The following is a 19,267-nucleotide window of genomic DNA, read 5'->3' as shown; positions in this document are numbered from 1 at the left end:
GTCTCAGGATAGTGACGGCGCACGTCTTGGCCCGACGGCGGCGGGCCCGACAGCGCCGCTCGTCGGCCTGCTCCAGCTCGCACACGGGGGCGCCCACTCGGACGTGCCGCTCGCAGCAGACCGTCCCCAAGGCCCGCACAGGACGTTCACGTGAGCAGCGCCGGGCTTTCGCAGCGCTCCCAGGTGGCGCTGGCAGCATCCGAGGAGATGCGTAAGAGCCAGCCCGCCCTCCGGGCCACCACCGCCCTGTCCGCCCCGTCGATCGACCTCCTCCCGAGCCTCGCGCAGGCGTCCGCGGCGGGGTCGCCCGTCGCCGTCGTGTTCGTGCACGGGGTGCGCACGTCGAACGCGATCTGGGGTCGTCAGCTCGCCCACGTGCGCGACGCGGGGCACCTCGCGGTCGCGGTCGACCTGCCGGGGCACGGCGAGCGCAGCGGTGAGCGATTCACCCTCGCACGTGCCTTCGAGATCCTGGACGACGCCGTCGCGTCCTTCCCCGACGAGGTCCCGGTCGTCGTGGTGGGCATGTCGCTCGGCGGGTACACGTCGCTCGCGTACGCGGCGAGCCACCCCCAGCGCCTGGCAGGAGTCGTCGCGTGCGCGTGCAGCGCCGACCCGCGCGGGAAGCCCGTCGCGCTGTTCCGCGAGGCCGCCGCCCTCGTGGACGCCGCGGGCGCCGCGGGCCGCCGCGCCCTGGGGCGCGTGCAGGACGTGCTGCGCGCCGGGCGCTCGCTGCCCGGCGGCGCTCGGGCCTCGGCACAGCTCACGGGCGCCGGGTCGTTCGCGGACCCGCAGCTCCCCGGCAGGCCCGCGTGGCAGGTCGTGACCGACATGCTGCACGAGCTCGCGGGCCGGTCGTCGCGCGCGGACCTGCGCTCCGCGAAGGTGCCGGTGTGGCTCATCAACGGGCAGCGCGACCACCTGCGCCTCGACGAGAAGCGCTACCTCGACTCGGTGCCGGGCACCGCGCTCGTGGTCGTGCCGGGCGCCGGCCACGACGTGAACCTGGACGCCCCCGACGCCTTCAACGCCGCGCTGACCCGGGCCCTCGGCGACCTCACGAGCCGCTGGTTCCCCGCGCGCGAGCAGACGCTCGTCGGCGCGGCCGCCTGACCCGGCGACCACCCGCCCGCCGCAGCCGAGGCCAGAGGGTGAGCGGCGCCGTCGGGCCGCACGCCCCTTCCCCGGCACCGATGGGAGACTGATACCCATGAGCAACGACACCACCCCTGTCAGCGCGTCGGACGCGGAGTCCGAGCAGGAGATCGCCGCCCGGAACGACAACCGGTCGCACCGGCCCGACTCCGAGGCCTTCAAGGCGTTCATCACGAGCGGCTGGGCGCCGCGCGCGAACGGCGACGTCGCGCCCGGCGTCGCCGCGCCGTACACCGCGGCCCGCCGCGCCGAGCTCTCCGCAGGCTTCCCCGGCGCACGCCTCGTGATCCCCGCGGGGCCGCTCAAGGTCCGCTCGAACGACACCGACTACCGGTTCCGCCCGCACTCGGCGTTCGCGCACCTCACGGGCTTCGGCACGGACCAGGAGCCCGACGCCGTCCTGGTCCTGCACCCCGTCGAGCCCGGCACGGGCGACGACGGCTCGAACCACCACGCCGTCCTGTACGTGCGCCCCCTCGCGGCGCGCGACACCCAGGAGTTCTACGCCGACTCGCGCTACGGCGAGTTCTGGGTCGGCGCCCGCCCGAGCCTCGACGACGTCACCACCGTGACGGGCATCGAGGCCGCGCACATCGACGAGCTGCGCGACGCGCTCGCCAAGGACGTCGGCGAGCACGTCGTCCTGCTGGTCGTCACAGGGGCCGACGAGAACATCGAGGCCCTGGTCGAGGCCATCCGCCTCGAGAACGGCCAGACCGACGACGCCGCGGCGGACGCCACGCTCGTCGAGGCCGCCTCGGAGCTGCGCCTCGTCAAGGACGCGCTCGAGATCGAGCACATGCGCGAGGCCGTCGACGCGACGATCGAGGGCTTCGCCGAGGTCGTGCGCAACCTTCCCCGTGCGACCGAGCACCGTCGCGGCGAGCGCGTCATCGAGACGACGTTCGACGCGCACGCCCGCCTGGAGGGCAACACGGTCGGCTACGAGACCATCGCGGCCGCGGGCGAGCACGCCACGACGCTGCACTGGATCCGCAACGACGGCCAGGTCCGCGCGGGCGAGCTCGTGCTGCTCGACGCGGGCGTCGAGGTCGACTCGCTCTACACGGCCGACGTCACGCGCACCCTGCCCGTCGACGGCACGTACACCGACGTCCAGCGCCGCATCTACACCGCGGTGCTCGACGCCGCCGACGCGGCCTTCGCGGTCGCCGTCCCGGGCGCCCGCTTCCGCGACATCCACGCCGCCGCGATGGAGGTCATCGCCGAGCGCCTCGCCGAGTGGGGCCTGCTGCCCGCGACCGCCGAGGAGTCCCTCGCGCCCGAGGGCCAGTTCCACCGCCGCTGGATGGTGCACGGCACGAGCCACCACCTCGGCCTTGACGTGCACGACTGCGCGCAGGCACGGCGCGACCTGTACGTCGACGGCGTCCTGGAGCCCGGCATGGTCTTCACGATCGAGCCCGGCCTGTACTTCAAGAGCGACGACCTCACGGTTCCCGAGGAGTACCGCGGGATCGGCGTCCGCATCGAGGACGACGTCCTGATCACCCAGGACGGGAACGAGAACCTCTCGGCGGCTCTCCCTCGCCGCCCCGAGGACGTCGAGGCGTGGATGGCGTCGCTGCGCGACTGACCGAGCCCTTCAGCACGACGAAGGCGGCGGCCCCGGGGACTTCTCGGGACCGCCGCCTTCGTCGTGCCCGGGGGTCAGACGGCGCGTGCCACGACGAGCAGCTCCCCGGCGCCCTCTCCCACGGGTTCGCACGCCCACCCGCCGAAGACCTGCTCGACGACGAACCCCGCCGCCTCGACGCTCGCGCGCACCTCGTCCTCGGGGCGGAACCGGAGCGTCGCGGTGGACAAGAGCTCGTCGCCCTCGGGCATCTCGTAGCCGAGCGTGAAGTCGACGACGCCGTCGCGCTCGCCCGTGATCTCGCACCAGGTCTGCACCACTCGACCGTCACCCAGGACGACCGGGTCGCGCTCGTCGGGCGTGTGCCACGACTCCCACGCGCGGTCGCGGGGGTCGCAGGTGTCGAACACGAGGACCCCGCCGGGGACGAGGGCGGCGCGGAGGTCCGCGAGGACACCGGCCCACTCGTCGTCGTCGACGAAGAACTGGGCGACGTGGCTCGTCATGAGGGCGACGTCGAACGCACCGGAGGGCGCGTCCGCCGACGTCCCGACGACCCAGGTCACGCCCTCGGCACCGGGCCGGCGCCGGGCCGCGTCGAGCGACGCGGTGGCAGGGTCGATACCCGTCACGCGGAGCCCCGCGGACGCCAGGGCCACGGTCAGCCGTCCTGTCCCGCACCCGAGGTCGAGCACGCGCGGGCCCGGGCCCTCGGTCGCGCGGGCGAGGAAGTAGTCGTCGTCGGGACCCCAGGTGTTCTGGGCGTCGTAGACCTCGACGAGGCGGGCCTCACGGAACTCGGCCTGGTGCGTGGCGGTGTGCATGCCGGTCACGCTAGCTGGCCACCTCGCGGGCGGTCACGAGAATTCCCTCTTGTGTACGCCACACACAATGCGTATTGTCTACACAGTGTAGGGAGTACACAACAGTCTGCGACGCACACGGAGGTAGCGATGCCCGACCCCATGATCGACGTCCGGGGGCTCACCAAGGCCTACGGATCCCACGCCGTCCTTCAGGGCGTGGACCTGACCGTCCGGCGCGGCGAGATCTACGCGCTGCTCGGACCCAACGGCGCGGGCAAGACCACCGCCGTCAACATCCTCACCACCCTCGTCCGGCCGGACGCCGGGACCGCGAGCATCGCGGGCCACGACGTCGTCCGCCAGGCCGCGAGGGTCCGCGAGGTCATCGCGCTGACCGGCCAGTACGCCTCGGTCGACGGGTTCCAGACGGGCGAGGAGAACCTCGCCATGATGGCCACGCTCGCGCACCTGCCCCGCGCCGTCGTCGCGGACCGCACGGCCGAGCTGCTCGACCGCTTCGACCTGACCGACGCCGCCGGGCGCCGCGTCGAGACCTACTCGGGCGGCATGCGCCGCCGCCTCGACCTCGCGATCAGCCTCGTCGCGGACCCGCAGGTCCTGATCCTCGACGAGCCCACCACCGGCCTCGACCCGCAGTCGCGCACCGAGCTGTGGGACGTCGTCCGCGAGCTCGCGGCCGACGGCATCACCGTCCTGCTCACGACCCAGTACCTCGAGGAGGCCGACCGGCTCGCCGACACCATCGCGGTCCTCGACGGCGGGCGCATCGTGGCCCGCGGCACCGCGAGCGAGCTCAAGGCCCTGGTCCCCGGCCAGCACGTGCGGGTCGACGTCGAGGACCACCGCGCCCTCGCAGCCGTCCAGGACCTCGGGCTCGAGATCTCCGGGATCGACCAGAAGGACCTCGCGGCCATGGTCCCCACGGCCGACCCCCTCCGCACGGTCCGCGACGTCCTGGCGCTGGCCGACGAGCGCGGCATCCCCGTGACGGGCGTGAGCGTGGTCAAGCCCTCCCTCGACGACGTCTTCCTCGCTCTCACGGGACCACGAGGCTCCCGGGCCGCGACCCCGTCCACCACCCCCGGGCCCCGGGCCCCGCACGTCCCCGCCACGACCGAGGCAGGCCACCGATGAGCACCACCACGCCAGAGACCGCCCGGGCCGCGCGCCCCGCCCCCGGCCGGCGCGCGACCGGCGCAGCCCGTAGCACCCGCCACTCCCCCGCGACCGCGCTGCGCGACGTCTCGGCCATGACCGGTCGTGAGCTGCGGCGCACGCTGCGCAGCGTCGACGGGCTGGTCACGGCCCTCATGCTGCCCGTCCTCGTCATGCTCGTGTTCGTCATCGTGTTCGGCGGGGCGATCGAGGACGACGGCAGCTACGTCGACTACGTCGTGCCGGGCATCCTCGTGCTGTGCCTCGGCTTCGGCTCGGCGACTGCCGCCCTCTCGGTCGCGCAGGACATGACGAGCGGCACGATCAACCGGTTCAAGACCCTGCCGATCTTCGGCCCGTCGGTCCTGTGGGCCCACGTCCTGGCCAGCACGGTCCGCAACCTCGTCTCGGCGACCCTCGTCCTGCTCGTCGCGGTCGCGCTCGGCTTCAGCCCCGGCGCGGACCTGGGCGGCTGGGTGGGCGTCGCCGGCTACCTCGCGCTCATGGTCCTGACGTTCACCTGGCTGAGCTGCCTCGCGGGCCTGGTCCTGAGCGTGGACGCCGCCGCGAGCTTCAGCATGTTCTTCCTGTTCGTGCCGTACCTGTCGAGCGGGTTCGTCCAGGTCGAGACCATGCCGACGTGGCTGCACGGCTTCGCGGCGCACCAGCCGTTCACGCCCGTCATCGAGACGTTGCGCGCCCTGCTCTCGGGCACCTCGACCGCGGGGAGCCTCGTGCCCGCGATCGCGTGGCTCGTCGGGATGTTCGTGGTCTCGTGCGCCCTGGCCTCGGTGCTGTACCGCCGTCGGACGGCGCACTGAGCGCGGTCCCGAGCAGGTGCGTGACGACGTGGCCGCGGCCCGTCCCGACGCGTCCCCGACCGGACCCGCGATGATGTACCCATGACGGACACCACCGATCCCGGCCTGCCCCACGCCATCGCCCTGGCGTGGGGCGTGGCCGAGAACCCGCAGCGCGGCCCGCGCCGCGAGCTGAGCATCGAGCGGATCGTCGAGCAGGCCATCGAGATCGCCGACGCCGAGGGGCTCGCGGCGCTCTCGATGAGCAAGCTCGCCGCGGCCCTGGGGTACACGACCATGTCGCTGTACCGCTACGTCACGAGCAAGGACGACCTGTTGCTCCTCATGCAGGAGCAGGCGATCGACGTCGACCTCCCCTCGGGTGCACGGGCCGACGTCGACGCGGTCATGGAGGGGCGGATCCCCGACGGCGGCGAGCCGACGTGGCGGCGCGGGCTGCGCGAGTTCGCCCTCGCGACGCTCGCGATCTACGAGGCCCACCCGTGGTTCCTCGACGTCGCGGTCCAGGGCGTGCCGCTCACGCCCAACAACCTGCGCTTCGTGGACCTCGGCCTGCGCGCGATGCACGGCACTTCCCTCACGGACGAGGACAAGCTGGCGATGATCATGCTCGTCACGAGCTACGCGCAGGGCGCGGCCCGGATCCAGCGCGAGCTGCGCGGCGCCCGGCAGGACCCGACGGGTCGCGACGTGAGCGGTGCCGCGTACGCCGAGGTCTTCTCCGAGCTCGTGACGCCCGAGCGCTTCCCGTTCCTGCACCCCGTCGTGGCGTCGGGGGCGTACCTGAGCGAGGACGACGGGGCTGACGACGTCGTGTTCGGCCTCGAGCGCGTGCTCGACGGGGTCGGGGTCTACATCGACCGCTCACCCGCCAAGCGCGCCGACTCGCCTCTCCCCGCGCCCGAGGAGCGCGCGGCGGCGGAGCAGTACGCGCGCGACCCCCAGGTCAAGGAGGCGTCCAAGGCGCGCCGCGAGGCGGAGAAGGCGGTCCGGGAAGCCGAGAAGCGGCTCAAGGAGGCGCGCAAGCGCGAGCGCGACGCGGCGAAGGCCGCCGCCGAGCGGGCGGCGCGCTGACCTAGCCGCGCGTGCCCGACGACGTCTCGTCGGCCGGGCCTTCGGCGGCGGCCTGGGCGTCGGCCGCCGGGGCGCCCTGCCCCTCGACCGGTGCACCGTCGGCCGGGGCGGTCGGCGTGACGTCGCTGCGCATCGCACCGTAGCGGGGCGCACCCGACGGCGTGGTCCAGCGCGGGTCGGGTGTCCGGACCGGCGGCGCGGGCTGCGCCGGCGCGTCGCTCGGCTGGACCGGGCTCACGGCCGGAGCGGGCGCCTGCGGCTGCTGCGCCCCCCACGGCTGCCCCTGCTGACCCGGCTGCTGTCCGGACGCCTGGCCCGGCTGACCCCACTGGGCCGGCTGCCCCGGCTGCCCGGGCTGGCCCGCGACCGGCGGGACCCGACGCGCGACGGCCGCGGCGCCGTCGGGCATCTGGGACAGGAGGCGACGCGCGTCGCCCGCCCGCTCCGCGAGGCACAGCAGCGCGTACGACGACGCGACGATCTGGCTCGACGACGTGAAGTCGCGCTTGCCGCCAGTGAGCGAGTACGACAGGACCGAGAAGAGCAGGCCGAAGCCGGCACCCAGGCCGATCGCGGCGAGCATCAGCCCGCCACCGCTGTTGAACATGTACAGCAGCAGACCCACGAACAGACCGAACCACGCACCGGACGCGAGGCCCGCGAGCGCCACCCGCCCGTACGTGAGGCGGCCCATGACCCGCTCGACCATGCGCAGGTCGGTACCGACGATGGTCACGAACTCGACGGCGAACTTGTTGTCGGAGAGGTAGTCGACGGCCTTCTGCGCCTCGAGGTAGGTCGCGTAGGACGCGACCTGCTCCCCGCTCGGCAGCGTCGGGACCTTGGGCGCGGAATTGGGACGAGTCATGCTCATCTGCCCAGTCTCCCGTACATGTCGGTGTGAGGCGAGGGAGTTCGCTCAGGGGGGAGCGACGGGGGCCCGCGCGCTCAGACCGCGTCGAGCACGGCCAGCAGGCGCACGACCTCGTCGCGCATCGCGTCCCTGCCCGCACCCAGGTACTTGCGGGGGTCGACGACGGTCGGGTGCTCGTCGAGGTAGGCCCGCAGCGCCTGCGTGAGCGTGTTGTTGAGGTGCGTCGAGATGTTGATCTTCGTCATGCCCTCCTTGACCGCGCGCGACAGGTCGTGGTCGGCGACCCCCGACGAGCCGTGCAGCACCAGCGGGACGGGCACGGCGGCGCGCAGCCCGGCGATCCGCTCGAAGTCGAGCGACGCCGTCCGGTCCGTCATGGCGTGCGACGATCCGACCGCGACCGCGAGCGCGTCGACCCCGGTCGCCGCGACGAACGCGACGGCCTCCGCGGGGTCGGTGCGCACGCCCGGCGCGTGCACGCCGTCCTTGCCCCCGACCTTGCCGAGCTCGGCCTCGACGAAGACCCCGCGGGCGTGCGCCTCGCGCACGACGTCGGCCGTGGCCTCGACGTTGCGCTCGTAGTCGAGCGCGGACCCGTCGTACATGACCGAGGTGAACCCCAGCCGGACGGCCTCGCTCACGAGGGCACGGTCCTCGGCGTGGTCCAGGTGGACGACTACCGGCGCGCTCGACGCCCGCGCGACGGCGAGCGTCGCGAGCGCGATCGGCTCCAGGCCGCCGTGGTAGCGGGCGGCGTTCTGGCTGATCTGCAGGACGACGCCCGTGCCCGCGCGGGCGGCCGCGGCGACGAAGGCCTCCGCGTGCTCGACCTGGATCACGTTGAAGGCTCCGACCCCGCGGCTCTCGGCGCGGGCCCGGTCGACGAGCTGGTGGGCGGTGACGAGCGGCATTCAGTCCTCCGTGGTGCTGGTGTCGGTCAGGTTCTCGGTGAGGACGCGGGCGCCGAGGCGGCGCACGTCCTGGGGGTCGACCTCGCCCGCGACCAGCTGCAGCACCGCCGCGGCCGACGTGGCGACGGTCAGGGCCAGTCGCTCGGCCCAGGGCTTCCCGGCGCTCACCGCGAGCGCCGCCATGGCCGCGTCGCCCGCGCCCGTCGGGTTGCCCTGCACGGGGACGTCGAGCCGTGCGCGGGCGGCCGGGGTCGTGGACCCGGGCTCGAACGCCGCGAGGCCCTTCTCGCCGTCGGTCACGACGACGGCGCGCGCCCCGAGCGCTTGCAGCGCGGCCACGCCCTCGGTGAGGCCGGGCACCCCGGTCGCCTCGGCGAGCTCGGCACGGTTGGGCTTGAGGAGGTCGGCGCCCGCCCGGGCGGCCCACAGCAGGCCCGGCCCCGAGGCGTCGACGTGGACCGGGCAGCCGGTCTCCCGCAGCGCCCGCACCAGGTCGGTGAACCGGTCCTGCGTCGTGCCCACCGGCAGGGAGCCGGAGATCGTCACGACCGTCCCGTCCCCCGCGAGCCCGACCGCGGTGCGCACGAACAGCGCCCACTCCTGCGCGGTGAGCGGCGCCCCGGGTTCGTTGAGGACCGTGGGGTGACCGCCGTCGTCGGGCCCCGCGTGCTCCGGGACCACCGCGACCGCCTGCCGTAGCGCCCCCGCGACGGGCACGAGCGACGCGGGCTGCCCCGCTGCGTCGAGGTCCGCCGCGAACGCGGGCCCGAGGAGCCCGCCCACGGGGGCGACCGCGACCGAGTCGCCGCCCAGCGCCCGTACGACGCGGGCGACGTTGACCCCCTTGCCGCCCGCACGGGCCGCGACCGAACGGACCCGCAGCGCCTCGCCCGGGTCCAGGCGGTCGACGCCGTAGGTCACGTCCCAGGCCGGGTTCGGCGTGAGGCACAGGACCCGCGCCGCGAACCGCTGCGCGCCCCTCACATCGGTTCCAGGTCGCTCGCGGCCACCGCGTCCCACGCGAGGACGGTCGCGCCGTACGTGCCGGCGGCCGAGCCGAGCACGGCCGGGACGAGACGAGGGGCCGGGTGGATCGTCAGGTAGGACCGCACCGCGGCGTCGAGCGGGACCATGAGGTCGTCGCCCGCACGCACGAGCCCGCCACCGATCACGACGACAGGGAGGGCAAGGACGCGGACCATCGCGGCGACGAGCTCGCCGAGCCGGTCGACCGCGCGGTCCCACACCTCGCGCGCCACGTCGTCGCCGGCCTGCGCCCGGGCCAGGACCTCGGCCGAGCCGGGCACCTCGCTGGCCGACGCGCCCGTGAGCTCGCGGTAGCTGCGCGCCATGCCGGCGGCCGACGCGTAGGTCTCGGCGCACCCGCTGCCGCCGCAGGGGCACGGCGTCCCGCCGCGCACGCCCCCGTGACCCAGCTCGCCCGCGAACCCGCGCCCGGCGTAGACCTCGCCGCGCAGCACGATCGCCGCGGCGATCCCCGTCCCGACCGACACGTACGCGTGGTCGGGCTCGCCGCGGCCCGCGCCGAGCCGGGCCTCCGCGAGGCCGCCCGCACGCACGTCGTGGCCGAACCCCACGGGCAGCCCCGTCGCGTCCGCGACGACCTGCCGCAGCGGCAGGTCCACCCAGTCGAGGTTCTCCGCGTTGAGCACGACGCCGGCGGCCTCGTCGACCGTGCCGGGCACCGCGAGGCCCACCCCGCGCACCTGGTAGCCCGCCGGGACCTCGGCCCGCAGCGCCTCGACCGCGGCGAGGACCGCGGCGACCGAGGCCTCGGGTCCCTGCGCGGCGCGCGTGGGCACCACGCGCTCGACGAGGATCTCGTCGGGCACACCCGGGCGGGCGCCGCGCGCGACCAGCGCGGACTTGATGTCGGTCCCGCCGACGTCGAGCGCGATCACCGCCGGGCGGAGCCCCGCCCCCGCCGCCCTGCCGCGCGAGGACGGCGAGGGCGACGGCGCGGACGGCGGCCGGGACGACGACGCGGGCTCCGTGGCGACGGGGAAGGCGACCTGCTCCTCCCCGGGCCTCATGATGCGACGTCCGCCAGGATGATCGAGCGCGTCAGGTGGCGCGGGGCGTCGGGGTCCAGGCCCTTGCGCTCGGCGTTCGCGACCGCGAGGAGCTGGCAGCGCACGAGCGTGATCTGCGCGTCCTCGTCGAAGCGGACCACCAGGGCGCCGGTCCGGGAGACGTCCTCGACCAGCCCCGGGACCTCGGGGCCGAGGAGGAACACGGCGCTCGTCTCGTCGGAGATGCTGATCGGGCCGTGGCGGTAGTCCATGGCCGGGTACGACTCGGCCCAGGCGAGCGAGGCCTCGCGCATCTTGAGCCCGGCCTCGTTCGCGAGCCCCACGGCCATGCCGCGGCCCAGGAAGGTGAACTGGGTGCGGGCCAGGACCTCCTCGGGGACCTGCCACCCCACGACGTCCTCGGCCGCGGCCGAGAGCGCCTCGACGTCGTCGCCGAGACCGGCGCGCAGGAGCGTGAGCGCGGCCGTCGCGAACCGGGTCTGGACCACGGACTGCTCGTCGGCGAAGGGCATCACGACCACGTCGTCCGCGGCGCGCGCGCCCGGCGACGTCGGGTCGCCCACGATCGCCAGGGTGCGCTGACGGTCGCCGAGCACGTCGAGGAGGTGCAGGATCTCGGTCGTGGTCCCGGAGCGCGTGATCGCCACGACCCGGTCGTAGTCACGGTCCACCGGGTACTCGCTGCCCGCGAACGCGTCGGTGACGCCCTGGCCCAGCTCCTCACGGCGGGCCGCGTAGGCCTGCGCGATGAACCAGGACGTGCCGCAGCCGACGATCGCGACGCGCTCGCCCGGCTGCGGGAGGACCGCGGCGCTCTCGGCCGCGAGGCGCGCGGCCTCGCGCCAGACCTGGGGCTGGCTCGCGATCTCGGCGCTGACGTGGGAGGTGCTCATGGTGTCGAACCCTTCTGGTGGGGCCACCGGGTGCGCGGACCGCGCGCGCCCGGCGTCCGTCATGGTGCGGACGTCGTGGACGGGACGGTGGGAGGTGAGGGAGGTGCCGTGGGGACGACGACGACCTCGATCCCGGCGTCCCGCAGGGGGGCGAGCTGCGCCTCGGTCGCGCCTGCGTCGGTGACGAGCGTGGTGACGGCGGAGAGGTCGCAGATCTGTGCGAACGAGCGGACCCCGAGCTTGTCGGAGGTCCCGACGGCGACCACGGCACGCGAGTGCTCGACCAGTGCGGTCGTGACCCCTGCCTCGTCGGGGTCGGCGCACGTGAGCCCGGCGTGCACGTCGATGCCGACCATCCCGACGACGAGCACGTCGAGCCACAGGCTCCGGGCCATCGTCACGGCCAGGGGTCCCGTGAGCTCGTAGGACTGCGCGCGGGCGGTGCCCCCCAGGCACACCATGCGCACCTGGGGACGCAGCACGAGGTCGGTCGCGATGTTGAGGGCGCTCGTGACGACGGTGTAGACGTGCTCGCCGTGCCGGGCCGCCTGCTCGGACGCCTGGTCGGAGATCTCACCGAGCGCCTTGGCGACGAGCGTCGTGGTGCGGCCGCCGTTGAAGCCGACGACGGGCTGGCCGGTGTGACGCTCCGCGACCAGCCGCGCGGCGGCCTCGGCCACGAGCTGGCGGTCGTCGACCTGCTGGCCGTACCGACCGGGCAGGCCGTAGGCGACGGACGCTGCGACGACGCCGCCGTGGGTGCGGTGCGCGAGGCGCCGGTCGGCCATCTGGTCGAAGTCACGGCGCACAGTCGACTCGGAGATGCCGAACTGCTCGGACACCTCCGTCACGGACAGCCGCTGCCGGTCGGCGAGCAGCGCGAGCATGCGTTCCCACCGGACGGACTTGCTGAGCCCCCCCGGTGCGTCGCCGACGGCCGGGTCCTCGTGGCGTGCCATGCGTCTCTCCCTGCCTCGGGGCCGCAGCGCCTGCGCTGCGAGCCGGACCACCTCAGGGCCTGCCTGATTGATTCTGACGGATTCGCGTCTATTAATGTCAGATTCAATCAGAGATCATCGCGGGCGTCCAGCACGTCGCCACTACCCGACCGCTCGGCACACGGTCAGCACATGGTCGGCACCTCCTCTCCTCCAGGTCCCCGGACGGTCGGAGCGCCACCGCACCGAGCGGTGCGTAGTCTTGCGACGTGAGTGCAACTACCCGCGTCTTCGTCGCGCGCCTGGCTGGCACGGCGGTGTTCGACCCCCTCGGTGACCAGGTCGGACGCGTGCGTGACGTCGTCGTCCTCCTCCGCCCCAAGGGGGCCCCGCGGGCCGTCGGCCTCGTGGTCGAGGTGCCCGGGCGACGGCGCGTCTTCCTCCCCCTGACCCGCGTCACGAGCATCGACGCGGGACAGGTCATCAGCACCGGCCTGGTGAACATGCGCCGCTTCGAGCAGCGCGCCATGGAGACCCTCGCGGTGAGCGAGCTGCTCGACCGGACCGTGCAGTTCGTCGACGGCTCCGGGTCCGCGACGGTCGAGGACCTCTCGATCGAGAAGCAGCGCACGGGCGACTGGCTCGTCAACCAGCTCTTCGTGCGCCGCCACACGACCCCGGGCGCGCTGGGGATCCGGCGGCGCGGCGACGCGTTCGTCGTCGAGATCGGCGCGGTCACGGGCCTCGCCGGGACGCCCGAGACCCAGGGCGCCGCCCGCCTGCTCGCGGCGTACGACGACCTCAAGCCCGCCGACCTCGCCGACGTCCTGCACGACCTCGGCGACACGCGCCGCCTCGAGGTCGCCACGGCACTCGACAACGAGCGCCTCGCCGACGTCCTCGAGGAGCTCCCCGAGGACGACCAGGTCGCGATCCTCTCGGGCCTCGACACCGACCGCGCGGCCGACGTCCTGGAGGCCATGCAGCCCGACGACGCCGCCGACCTCCTCCACGAGCTCCCCCAGGAGCAGGCGGCCGAGCTCCTCGAGCTCATGGAGCCCGAGGAGGCGCGCGACGTGCGCCGGCTCCTCGCGTACGACGAGGACACCGCGGGCGGCCTCATGACGACCGAGCCCGTGGTCCTCGGCCCCGAGACCACGATCGCCACCGCTCTCGCGCAGATCCGCCGGCAGGACCTGCCGCCCGCGCTCGCCGCGCTCGTGTTCGTCGTGCGCCCCCCGCTCGAGACGCCCACCGGGCGCTTCCTCGGCGTCGTGCACTTCCAGAAGCTCCTGCGCGAGCCCCCGCACGTGTCGGTCGGGTCGGTGCTCGACTCCGACATCGAGTGGGTGCGCCCCGACGCGCCGCTCGGGCGCGTCACGCGCCTGCTCGCGGCGTACGACCTGCTGGCCCTGCCCGTGCTCGACGACGAGAAGCGCCTGCTCGGCGCCATCAGCGTCGACGACGTGCTCGACCACATGCTGCCCGACGACTGGCGCGAGACCGACGACGACGCCGACGAGTCGAGCCTCGGCACGCAGACCCCCGCGTCCTCGGCCGTCCCGATCCGCCGAGGAGGCCTCCGTGGCTGAGCGCCTCGACACGCCCAAGGCCGCGCGCCGCACCCTCCTGCCACGCGTGCGCGTCGAGCAGGACGCGTTCGGCAAGATCTCCGAGGGCATCGCCCGCTTCATGGGCACCCCGCGGTTCCTGCTCTACATGACGGTGTTCTGCCTCCTGTGGCTGGGCTTCAACACCTGGGGGCCCGAGTCGCTGCGCTTCGACTCCGCGGCCCTGGGCTTCACAGCCCTGACGCTCATGCTCTCGCTCCAGGCGTCGTACTCGGCCCCCCTCATCCTGCTCGCGCAGAACCGCCAGACCGACCGCGACCGCGTGAGCGCCGAGCAGGACCGCCAGCGCGGCGAGCGCAACCTCGCCGACACCGAGTACCTTGCACGCGAGATGGCCGCGCTGCGCATCGCGCTCAACGAGGTCGCGACGCGCGACTTCGTGCGCTCCGAGATCCGCAACCTGCTCGAGGAGCTCGACGAGAAGGAGACCGAGCGCGCGGCAGAGGCCGCCGACGCGGGCCGGGCGGGCGGCGCGGGCTCGTCGGGCTCCGCCTCCGGCCGGGGCGGGCTCGACTCCCCGCTGCCGCGTTCCTCCGGTCGCGGCACGAACCGCGACGGGCGCCGCGCCACCACGGGGCGCCGCGGGCCGGACGCACCGACCGAGCAGTAGGGCGCCCCTCCTCGCACGCTCACCGGCCGCTTAGGATGGGGCCCATGGCTGGCGGCTCCGCAACACCCACGACCGACGTACTCGAGGACCTCGTCCGGACGGCCCTGACCCAGGTGATGGACCCGGAGATCCGGCGCCCCGTCACCGAGCTCGGGATGGTCCGCTCGGTCGAGGTGACGGGTGACGACGGGGGCGGCGCGCGCGTCGTCGTCGGCATCGACCTGACCGTGGCGGGCTGCCCCATGAAGTCGACCCTCGTCAAGGACGTCACGGCCGCGGCGCGGACCGTGCCGGGCGTGGGCGAGGTGCACGTCGACCTCGGCGTCATGAGCGCCGAGCAGCGCACCGCGCTGCGCACCATGCTGCGCGGCGGCGTCGGCGAGCCCGAGATCCCGTTCGCGAAGCCCGACTCCCTGACCAAGGTGTACGCGATCGCGTCGGGCAAGGGCGGCGTCGGCAAGTCCTCGGTCACCGCGAACCTCGCGGTCGCGCTGGCCGCGGACGGGCTCAGCGTGGGTGTGGTCGACGCCGACATCTACGGCTTCTCGATCCCCCGCATGCTCGGTGTGGACCGCCAGCCCACGCGCGTCGACAACATGCTCCTGCCGCCCGTCGCCCACGGGGTCAAGGTCGTCTCGATCGGCATGTTCGTGCCGCAGGGCCAGCCCGTGATCTGGCGCGGACCCATGCTGCACCGCGCGCTCCAGCAGTTCCTCGCCGACGTCTACTGGGGGGACCTCGACGTCCTGCTGCTCGACCTGCCGCCCGGCACGGGCGACATCGCGATCTCGGTCGCGCAGCTCCTGCCGACCAGCGAGATCCTCGTCGTGACGACCCCGCAGGTCGCGGCCGCCGAGGTCGCGGAGCGTGCGGGCTCGATCGCGACGCAGACCCAGCAGGGCGTCGTCGGCGTCGTCGAGAACATGTCGTGGCTCGAGCAGCCCGACGGGTCCCGGCTCGAGCTGTTCGGCGCAGGCGGCGGCGCCAAGGTCGCGGAGAACCTCACGGCCGCGACGGGTGGGCCGGTCGAGCTGCTCGGGCAGGTCCCTCTGGACATGTCGCTGCGCGAGGCCGGGGACGCGGGCACCCCCGTGACGCTCTCCGACCCCGACTCCCCCGCGGCCGTCGCGCTGCGCGGCGTCGCGCGCAGCCTGGCCGCCCGCAGCCGCGGCCTCGCAGGCCGACGGCTGGGCCTCTCGCCCGTCTGACCTGGACCGTCTCGCCGCCCGGACGACCACGAGGGCCCGCTCCCGCAGGGGTGGGCCTTCGTCGTGTCCGGCGACAGGTCCCCGGCGCGCGGCCCCAGGACCGTGAACCTGGCACACCCGTCCAGGGTGTAGGGTGCGCTCATCGTTCGTCAGAAGCGTGACCAGTGCCGGTCGCCCAGGGGGGCATCGACAACGCATCACGGCAGGAACCACACCTGATCGTGATCTTCTGCGCAGACATCTCATACCTGAGGTGGATACGCGGGCCGAATCGGCCCCCCTAGGCTTCCCGGAGCATGCCAAGACCTTGAGCCTCGTGCTCATCGGATTCACCTGGAGACCTGCCGTGGGCGTCACCCGCCGGATCATCTTCCCAGCCCTTCGCATCGTGATCTGGGCGGTGATCGCCGTCACCCTCGTCGTGATCGCCTTCAAGTCCGCCCCCCAGGCCGAGGGCGACACCGAGTCCCCCTCGGCGGTGGTCACGTTGCCGCAGGTGGCCGTGGCCAAGGGGCCCATCACCAACACCGTGACCCTCACGGGCCAGGTCGTCGCGGACCCGGCGAGCGCGGAGAAGGTCACGCAGCTCGGCAAGGTCACCGCGGTGCACGCCAAGGTCGGCGACGTCGTCGCGGTCGGTGCCCCGCTGCTCGAGGTCACCCTCGAGACGCCCCAGGAGCCTCTCGTCACCACGAACAAGGAGACGGGCGAGGAGAAGGTGACCGAGCGCAAGCCCAAGGTCACCAGGACCACCATGAAGGCCACGACGGCCGGGACGGTCGCGACGTTCACCGCGATCAAGGACCAGGAGGTCGCGGTCGGCGAGACGTTCGCGACGGTCTCCCCCGGCACGCTGTCGGTGTCCGCGTCGATGCTGCCCGAGCAGCAGTTCCGCCTCCTGACGATCCCCACCGAGGCGATCGTGACGGTCACCGGCGGGCCGGCGCCCTTCACGTGCACCGGCCTGCGCATGGGAACGGCCGCTGCGGCACCTGCCGAGGGCGCAGACCCGACGGGCGCCGAGCCCGGTGCGACGCCGTCGGCGTCGATCACGTGCGCCGTCCCCGGGGACGTCACGGTCTTCGCCGGGCTCGCGGCCAAGCTCGAGGTCACCGCGGGTTCGGCGGAGGACGCGCTGCTCGTCCCCATCACCGCGGTCCAGGGCTCGGTCGAGACGGGCAACGTCTGGCTCGCGGGAGAGGAGGGCGGCGAGCCCGTCGAGACGGCCGTGAAGCTCGGCATCACCGACGGTACCCAGGTGCAGATCGTCGAGGGCCTCGCGGAGGGCGACCTCGTGCTCCAGTTCGTGCCCGGCCAGGACGTCGCCCCGGTCGACGAGGGCATGATGATGTACGGGGGCTCGGTCGGATGAGCCTGCTCGAGCTGCACGGCGTGACCCGGTCGGTCCGCCTGCCCGACGACCGGATCCTGGAGATCCTGCGCGGGATCGACCTCACGGTCGACGCGGGCGAGCACGTCTCGATCGTCGGCCGGTCCGGGACCGGCAAGTCCACGCTGCTCAACATCCTGGGCCTGCTCGACACCCCCACGGCGGGTGAGTTCCTGCTCGACGGCGTGCCGATCGGCCGCCTCTCGGGGCGGGTGCGCGCGCGTCGGCGCGGCGCGGACTTCGGCTTCGTGTTCCAGCAGTTCAACCTGCTCCAGGCGCGCACGGCGCTCGAGAACGTCGCCGCTCCCCTCCTCTACGCGCAGGGCAAGCAGTTCTGGGCTCGCAAGCGCCTCGCGGCCGAGATGCTCGAGCGCGTCGGCCTCGGCGACCGCCTCGACACCATGCCGGAGAAGCTCTCGGGCGGCGAGCAGCAGCGTGTCGCGATCGCCCGAGCGCTGGTCCGCGGCCCGCGCGTCATCCTCGCGGACGAGCCCACGGGGGCCCTCGACGTCGACACGGGTGGCGAGGTCATGGACCTGCTCGACACGATCGCCCAGGAGAACGGGTCCGCCCTGATCGCCATCACGCACGACCTCGCGGTCGCCTCGCGCGCCAAGCGTCACTTTCGGCTCGCCGAGGGCGTCCTCACGCCCATCGCGATCGGCGCCCGCAGCGCGGGCTCGCTCGACGGCCTGGGCTCCGGCGTGGAGCGCGTGCCCGACGGCGAGGACCACCAGGCCGAGCACGTCGCCGTCACGCTGGGCTCGGTCGCGTCCGCGGCGACGGCGACGGTCGAGCCGGTCGGCGCGCCCCGCCCCGGCACCGGGGTCGACGGGCTCTTCGACGACTCGGTGGTGGCCTCGTGACCGGCTTCTTCGGCGCCCTGGCCGAGGCGTGGGACGAGCTGCGGGTCCACAAGCTCCGGGTGCTGCTCGCGCTCGTCGGGGTGGCCGTGGCGGTCTGCGCGATCACCACCATCACGGCGGCGGGCGACATGCTGCGCCAGGTGTCTGCCGAGGCCAACGAGCGGTGGAGCGGTCGCCCCGCGACGCTCAGCGTCTCGGCGTACCCGACGGGTCAGGAGATCCCGGGCGTCGAGGAGTACGTCGCGGCCTACGAGGACATCACGGCCCGCTACGAGGTCGAGTACTCGTCGATGGTCATGTGGTCCGAGACCACCTTCCGCTTCCCCGGCGGGGCCATGCCGACGCAGACGAACGCGGTCAGCGCCGACTGGGCCACCATGCACCGCTTCGTGGTGGACGGCGGCCGGTGGTTCACCGAGAGCGACGCCGACAACCTCTCCCCCGCGCTCGTCGTCAACCAGGCGTTCCTCGACGCGCTCGGCCAGCGCATCGAGGACCATCCGACGATCACGATCGGCGGAGAGAACCCGGTCGAGGCGACGATCATCGGTTCCTACGCCAACACCTGGCCGGGCGAGCCGCCGGCCGCGTACATGCTCGTCGAGTCCAAGCTGCGATGGAGCACCCCCGAGTCGCTCATGAACACGGGCCCGCCGTCGCTCGAGCTCTGGGTCCCGACCGACACGGTCGACGCGCTCACCGACGCGGTCCGCCGCGACCTGTCCGGCGCCATCGCCGGAGCGCAGGTCGACGTGTCCCGCATGGACAGCCCGGACATGAACATGATCGACGGGGCCACCAAGTGGGTCATCCTGGGCGTGAGCGCGGTCGCGCTCCTGCTGGGCGGCCTCGGGCTGGTCAACATCGCGCTCGTCACGGTGCGCTACCGGATCCGGGAGATCGGCATCCGCCGCAGCTTCGGCGCGTCCTCGGGTCGCGTCTTCTTCTCGGTGCTCATGGAGAGCGTCGTCGCGACCGTCGTGGCGGGCGTCGTCGGGGTCTCGCTCGCGGTCGTGATCCTGCACAACGTCCCGCTCGACACCATGATGGGCTCGCCCGTCCAGGACCGGCCGGGCTTCCCGGTCTCCGCGGCCGTGACCGGCATGGTCGCGGCGGTCAGCGTGGGCGCCCTCGCCGGCCTGATCCCCGCGCTCGTCGCGGTCCGGGTCAAGGTGATCGACGCCATCAGGTACTGACCCGACGCTCCTGGGTGGGCGTGCCGCAACGCTGCGCACGCCCACCCAGGAGCCCGACGAAACACCG

Annotated in this window: 18 protein-coding genes; 11 read left to right on the top strand and 7 right to left on the bottom strand. The window is 73.8% G+C overall.

What is annotated here, in order from left to right:
• The first annotated feature begins 207 nt into the window (after nucleotides 1–207).
• Together IE95_RS0106015 and IE95_RS0106010 are read left to right on the top strand one after the other, a co-directional pair.
• Complete coding sequence (locus IE95_RS0106015) at nucleotides 208–1,113, top strand: alpha/beta fold hydrolase (protein ID WP_084689924.1); 906 nt, start codon at nucleotides 208–210, stop codon at nucleotides 1,111–1,113.
• Nucleotides 1,114–1,210: 97 nt separating this feature from the next.
• On the top strand, nucleotides 1,211–2,752 hold the full coding sequence (locus IE95_RS0106010; RefSeq protein ID WP_030150733.1) for an aminopeptidase P family protein: 1,542 nt from the start codon (nucleotides 1,211–1,213) through the stop codon (nucleotides 2,750–2,752).
• Nucleotides 2,753–2,826: 74 nt separating this feature from the next.
• Here IE95_RS0106010 and IE95_RS0106005 read toward each other — a convergent pair whose 3' ends face one another.
• Complete coding sequence (locus tag IE95_RS0106005; RefSeq protein ID WP_030150732.1) at nucleotides 2,827–3,576, bottom strand: class I SAM-dependent methyltransferase; 750 nt, start codon at nucleotides 3,574–3,576, stop codon at nucleotides 2,827–2,829.
• 129 nt (nucleotides 3,577–3,705) lie between these two features.
• Here IE95_RS0106005 and IE95_RS0106000 point away from each other — a divergent pair, with 129 nt between their 5' ends.
• From IE95_RS0106000 to IE95_RS0105990, 3 genes are all read left to right on the top strand, one after another.
• Complete coding sequence (locus IE95_RS0106000; protein WP_051702802.1) at nucleotides 3,706–4,713, top strand: ATP-binding cassette domain-containing protein; 1,008 nt, start codon at nucleotides 3,706–3,708, stop codon at nucleotides 4,711–4,713.
• Entirely contained in the window at nucleotides 4,710–5,555 is an 846-nt protein-coding gene (locus IE95_RS0105995; RefSeq protein WP_084689879.1) for an ABC transporter permease, read from the top strand. Before IE95_RS0106000 ends, IE95_RS0105995 begins: the two co-directional genes overlap by 4 nt.
• An 81-nt stretch (nucleotides 5,556–5,636) precedes the next feature.
• Nucleotides 5,637–6,629 (top strand): TetR/AcrR family transcriptional regulator, encoded by a 993-nt coding sequence (locus tag IE95_RS0105990; RefSeq protein ID WP_030150729.1) that lies wholly within the window; start codon nucleotides 5,637–5,639, stop codon nucleotides 6,627–6,629.
• Nucleotide 6,630: 1 nt separating this feature from the next.
• On the opposite strand, the gene IE95_RS19495 is transcribed toward IE95_RS0105990, so the two are convergent.
• The 6 genes from IE95_RS19495 to IE95_RS0105960 all read right to left on the bottom strand — a co-directional run bounded on the left by IE95_RS19495 (nucleotide 6,631) and on the right by IE95_RS0105960 (nucleotide 12,320).
• Nucleotides 6,631–7,503, bottom strand: coding sequence for a YflT domain-containing protein (locus IE95_RS19495; protein ID WP_051702801.1), 873 nt, complete (start codon nucleotides 7,501–7,503; stop codon nucleotides 6,631–6,633).
• Nucleotides 7,504–7,577: 74 nt separating this feature from the next.
• On the bottom strand, nucleotides 7,578–8,414 hold the full coding sequence (locus IE95_RS0105980) for a class II fructose-bisphosphate aldolase (RefSeq protein ID WP_030150727.1): 837 nt from the start codon (nucleotides 8,412–8,414) through the stop codon (nucleotides 7,578–7,580).
• Complete coding sequence (locus tag IE95_RS0105975) at nucleotides 8,415–9,398, bottom strand: 1-phosphofructokinase family hexose kinase (protein ID WP_051702800.1); 984 nt, start codon at nucleotides 9,396–9,398, stop codon at nucleotides 8,415–8,417.
• On the bottom strand, nucleotides 9,395–10,468 hold the full coding sequence (locus IE95_RS0105970; RefSeq protein WP_084689878.1) for an ROK family protein: 1,074 nt from the start codon (nucleotides 10,466–10,468) through the stop codon (nucleotides 9,395–9,397). Before IE95_RS0105970 ends, IE95_RS0105975 begins: the two co-directional genes overlap by 4 nt.
• Entirely contained in the window at nucleotides 10,465–11,361 is an 897-nt protein-coding gene (locus IE95_RS0105965) for an SIS domain-containing protein (protein WP_030150724.1), read from the bottom strand. The genes IE95_RS0105970 and IE95_RS0105965 overlap by 4 nt, the downstream gene beginning before the upstream one ends.
• Nucleotides 11,362–11,420: 59 nt before the next feature.
• Nucleotides 11,421–12,320, bottom strand: coding sequence for a DeoR/GlpR family DNA-binding transcription regulator (locus IE95_RS0105960; protein ID WP_051702799.1), 900 nt, complete (start codon nucleotides 12,318–12,320; stop codon nucleotides 11,421–11,423).
• Nucleotides 12,321–12,568: 248 nt separating this feature from the next.
• Here IE95_RS0105960 and IE95_RS0105955 point away from each other — a divergent pair, with 248 nt between their 5' ends.
• From IE95_RS0105955 to IE95_RS0105930, 6 genes are all read left to right on the top strand, one after another.
• Nucleotides 12,569–13,891, top strand: a complete 1,323-nt coding sequence (locus tag IE95_RS0105955; protein WP_051702798.1) for a magnesium transporter MgtE N-terminal domain-containing protein — start codon at nucleotides 12,569–12,571, stop codon at nucleotides 13,889–13,891.
• A complete protein-coding gene (locus IE95_RS0105950; RefSeq protein WP_084689877.1) occupies nucleotides 13,884–14,540 on the top strand; it encodes a DUF1003 domain-containing protein in 657 nt (218 codons plus the stop codon). The genes IE95_RS0105955 and IE95_RS0105950 overlap by 8 nt, the downstream gene beginning before the upstream one ends.
• 44 nt (nucleotides 14,541–14,584) lie before the next feature.
• Nucleotides 14,585–15,748, top strand: coding sequence for an Mrp/NBP35 family ATP-binding protein (locus IE95_RS0105945; RefSeq protein ID WP_129429409.1), 1,164 nt, complete (start codon nucleotides 14,585–14,587; stop codon nucleotides 15,746–15,748).
• 316 nt (nucleotides 15,749–16,064) lie between these two features.
• Complete coding sequence (locus tag IE95_RS0105940; RefSeq protein WP_129429410.1) at nucleotides 16,065–17,120, top strand: permuted SH3 domain-containing protein; 1,056 nt, start codon at nucleotides 16,065–16,067, stop codon at nucleotides 17,118–17,120.
• Entirely contained in the window at nucleotides 17,117–18,004 is an 888-nt protein-coding gene (locus tag IE95_RS0105935) for an ABC transporter ATP-binding protein (RefSeq protein ID WP_084689876.1), read from the top strand. Before IE95_RS0105940 ends, IE95_RS0105935 begins: the two co-directional genes overlap by 4 nt.
• The gene (locus IE95_RS0105930) at nucleotides 18,001–19,200 is read left to right on the top strand and encodes an ABC transporter permease (RefSeq protein WP_030150717.1); all 1,200 of its coding nucleotides are present in this window, start codon (nucleotides 18,001–18,003) and stop codon (nucleotides 19,198–19,200) included. Before IE95_RS0105935 ends, IE95_RS0105930 begins: the two co-directional genes overlap by 4 nt.
• Nucleotides 19,201–19,267: the final 67 nt, after the last annotated feature.

This window comes from Oerskovia turbata (assembly GCF_000718325.1).
Taxonomy (GTDB): Bacteria; Actinomycetota; Actinomycetes; order Actinomycetales; family Cellulomonadaceae; genus Oerskovia; species Oerskovia turbata.
This window is presented reverse-complemented; position numbering and strand designations above follow the sequence as displayed.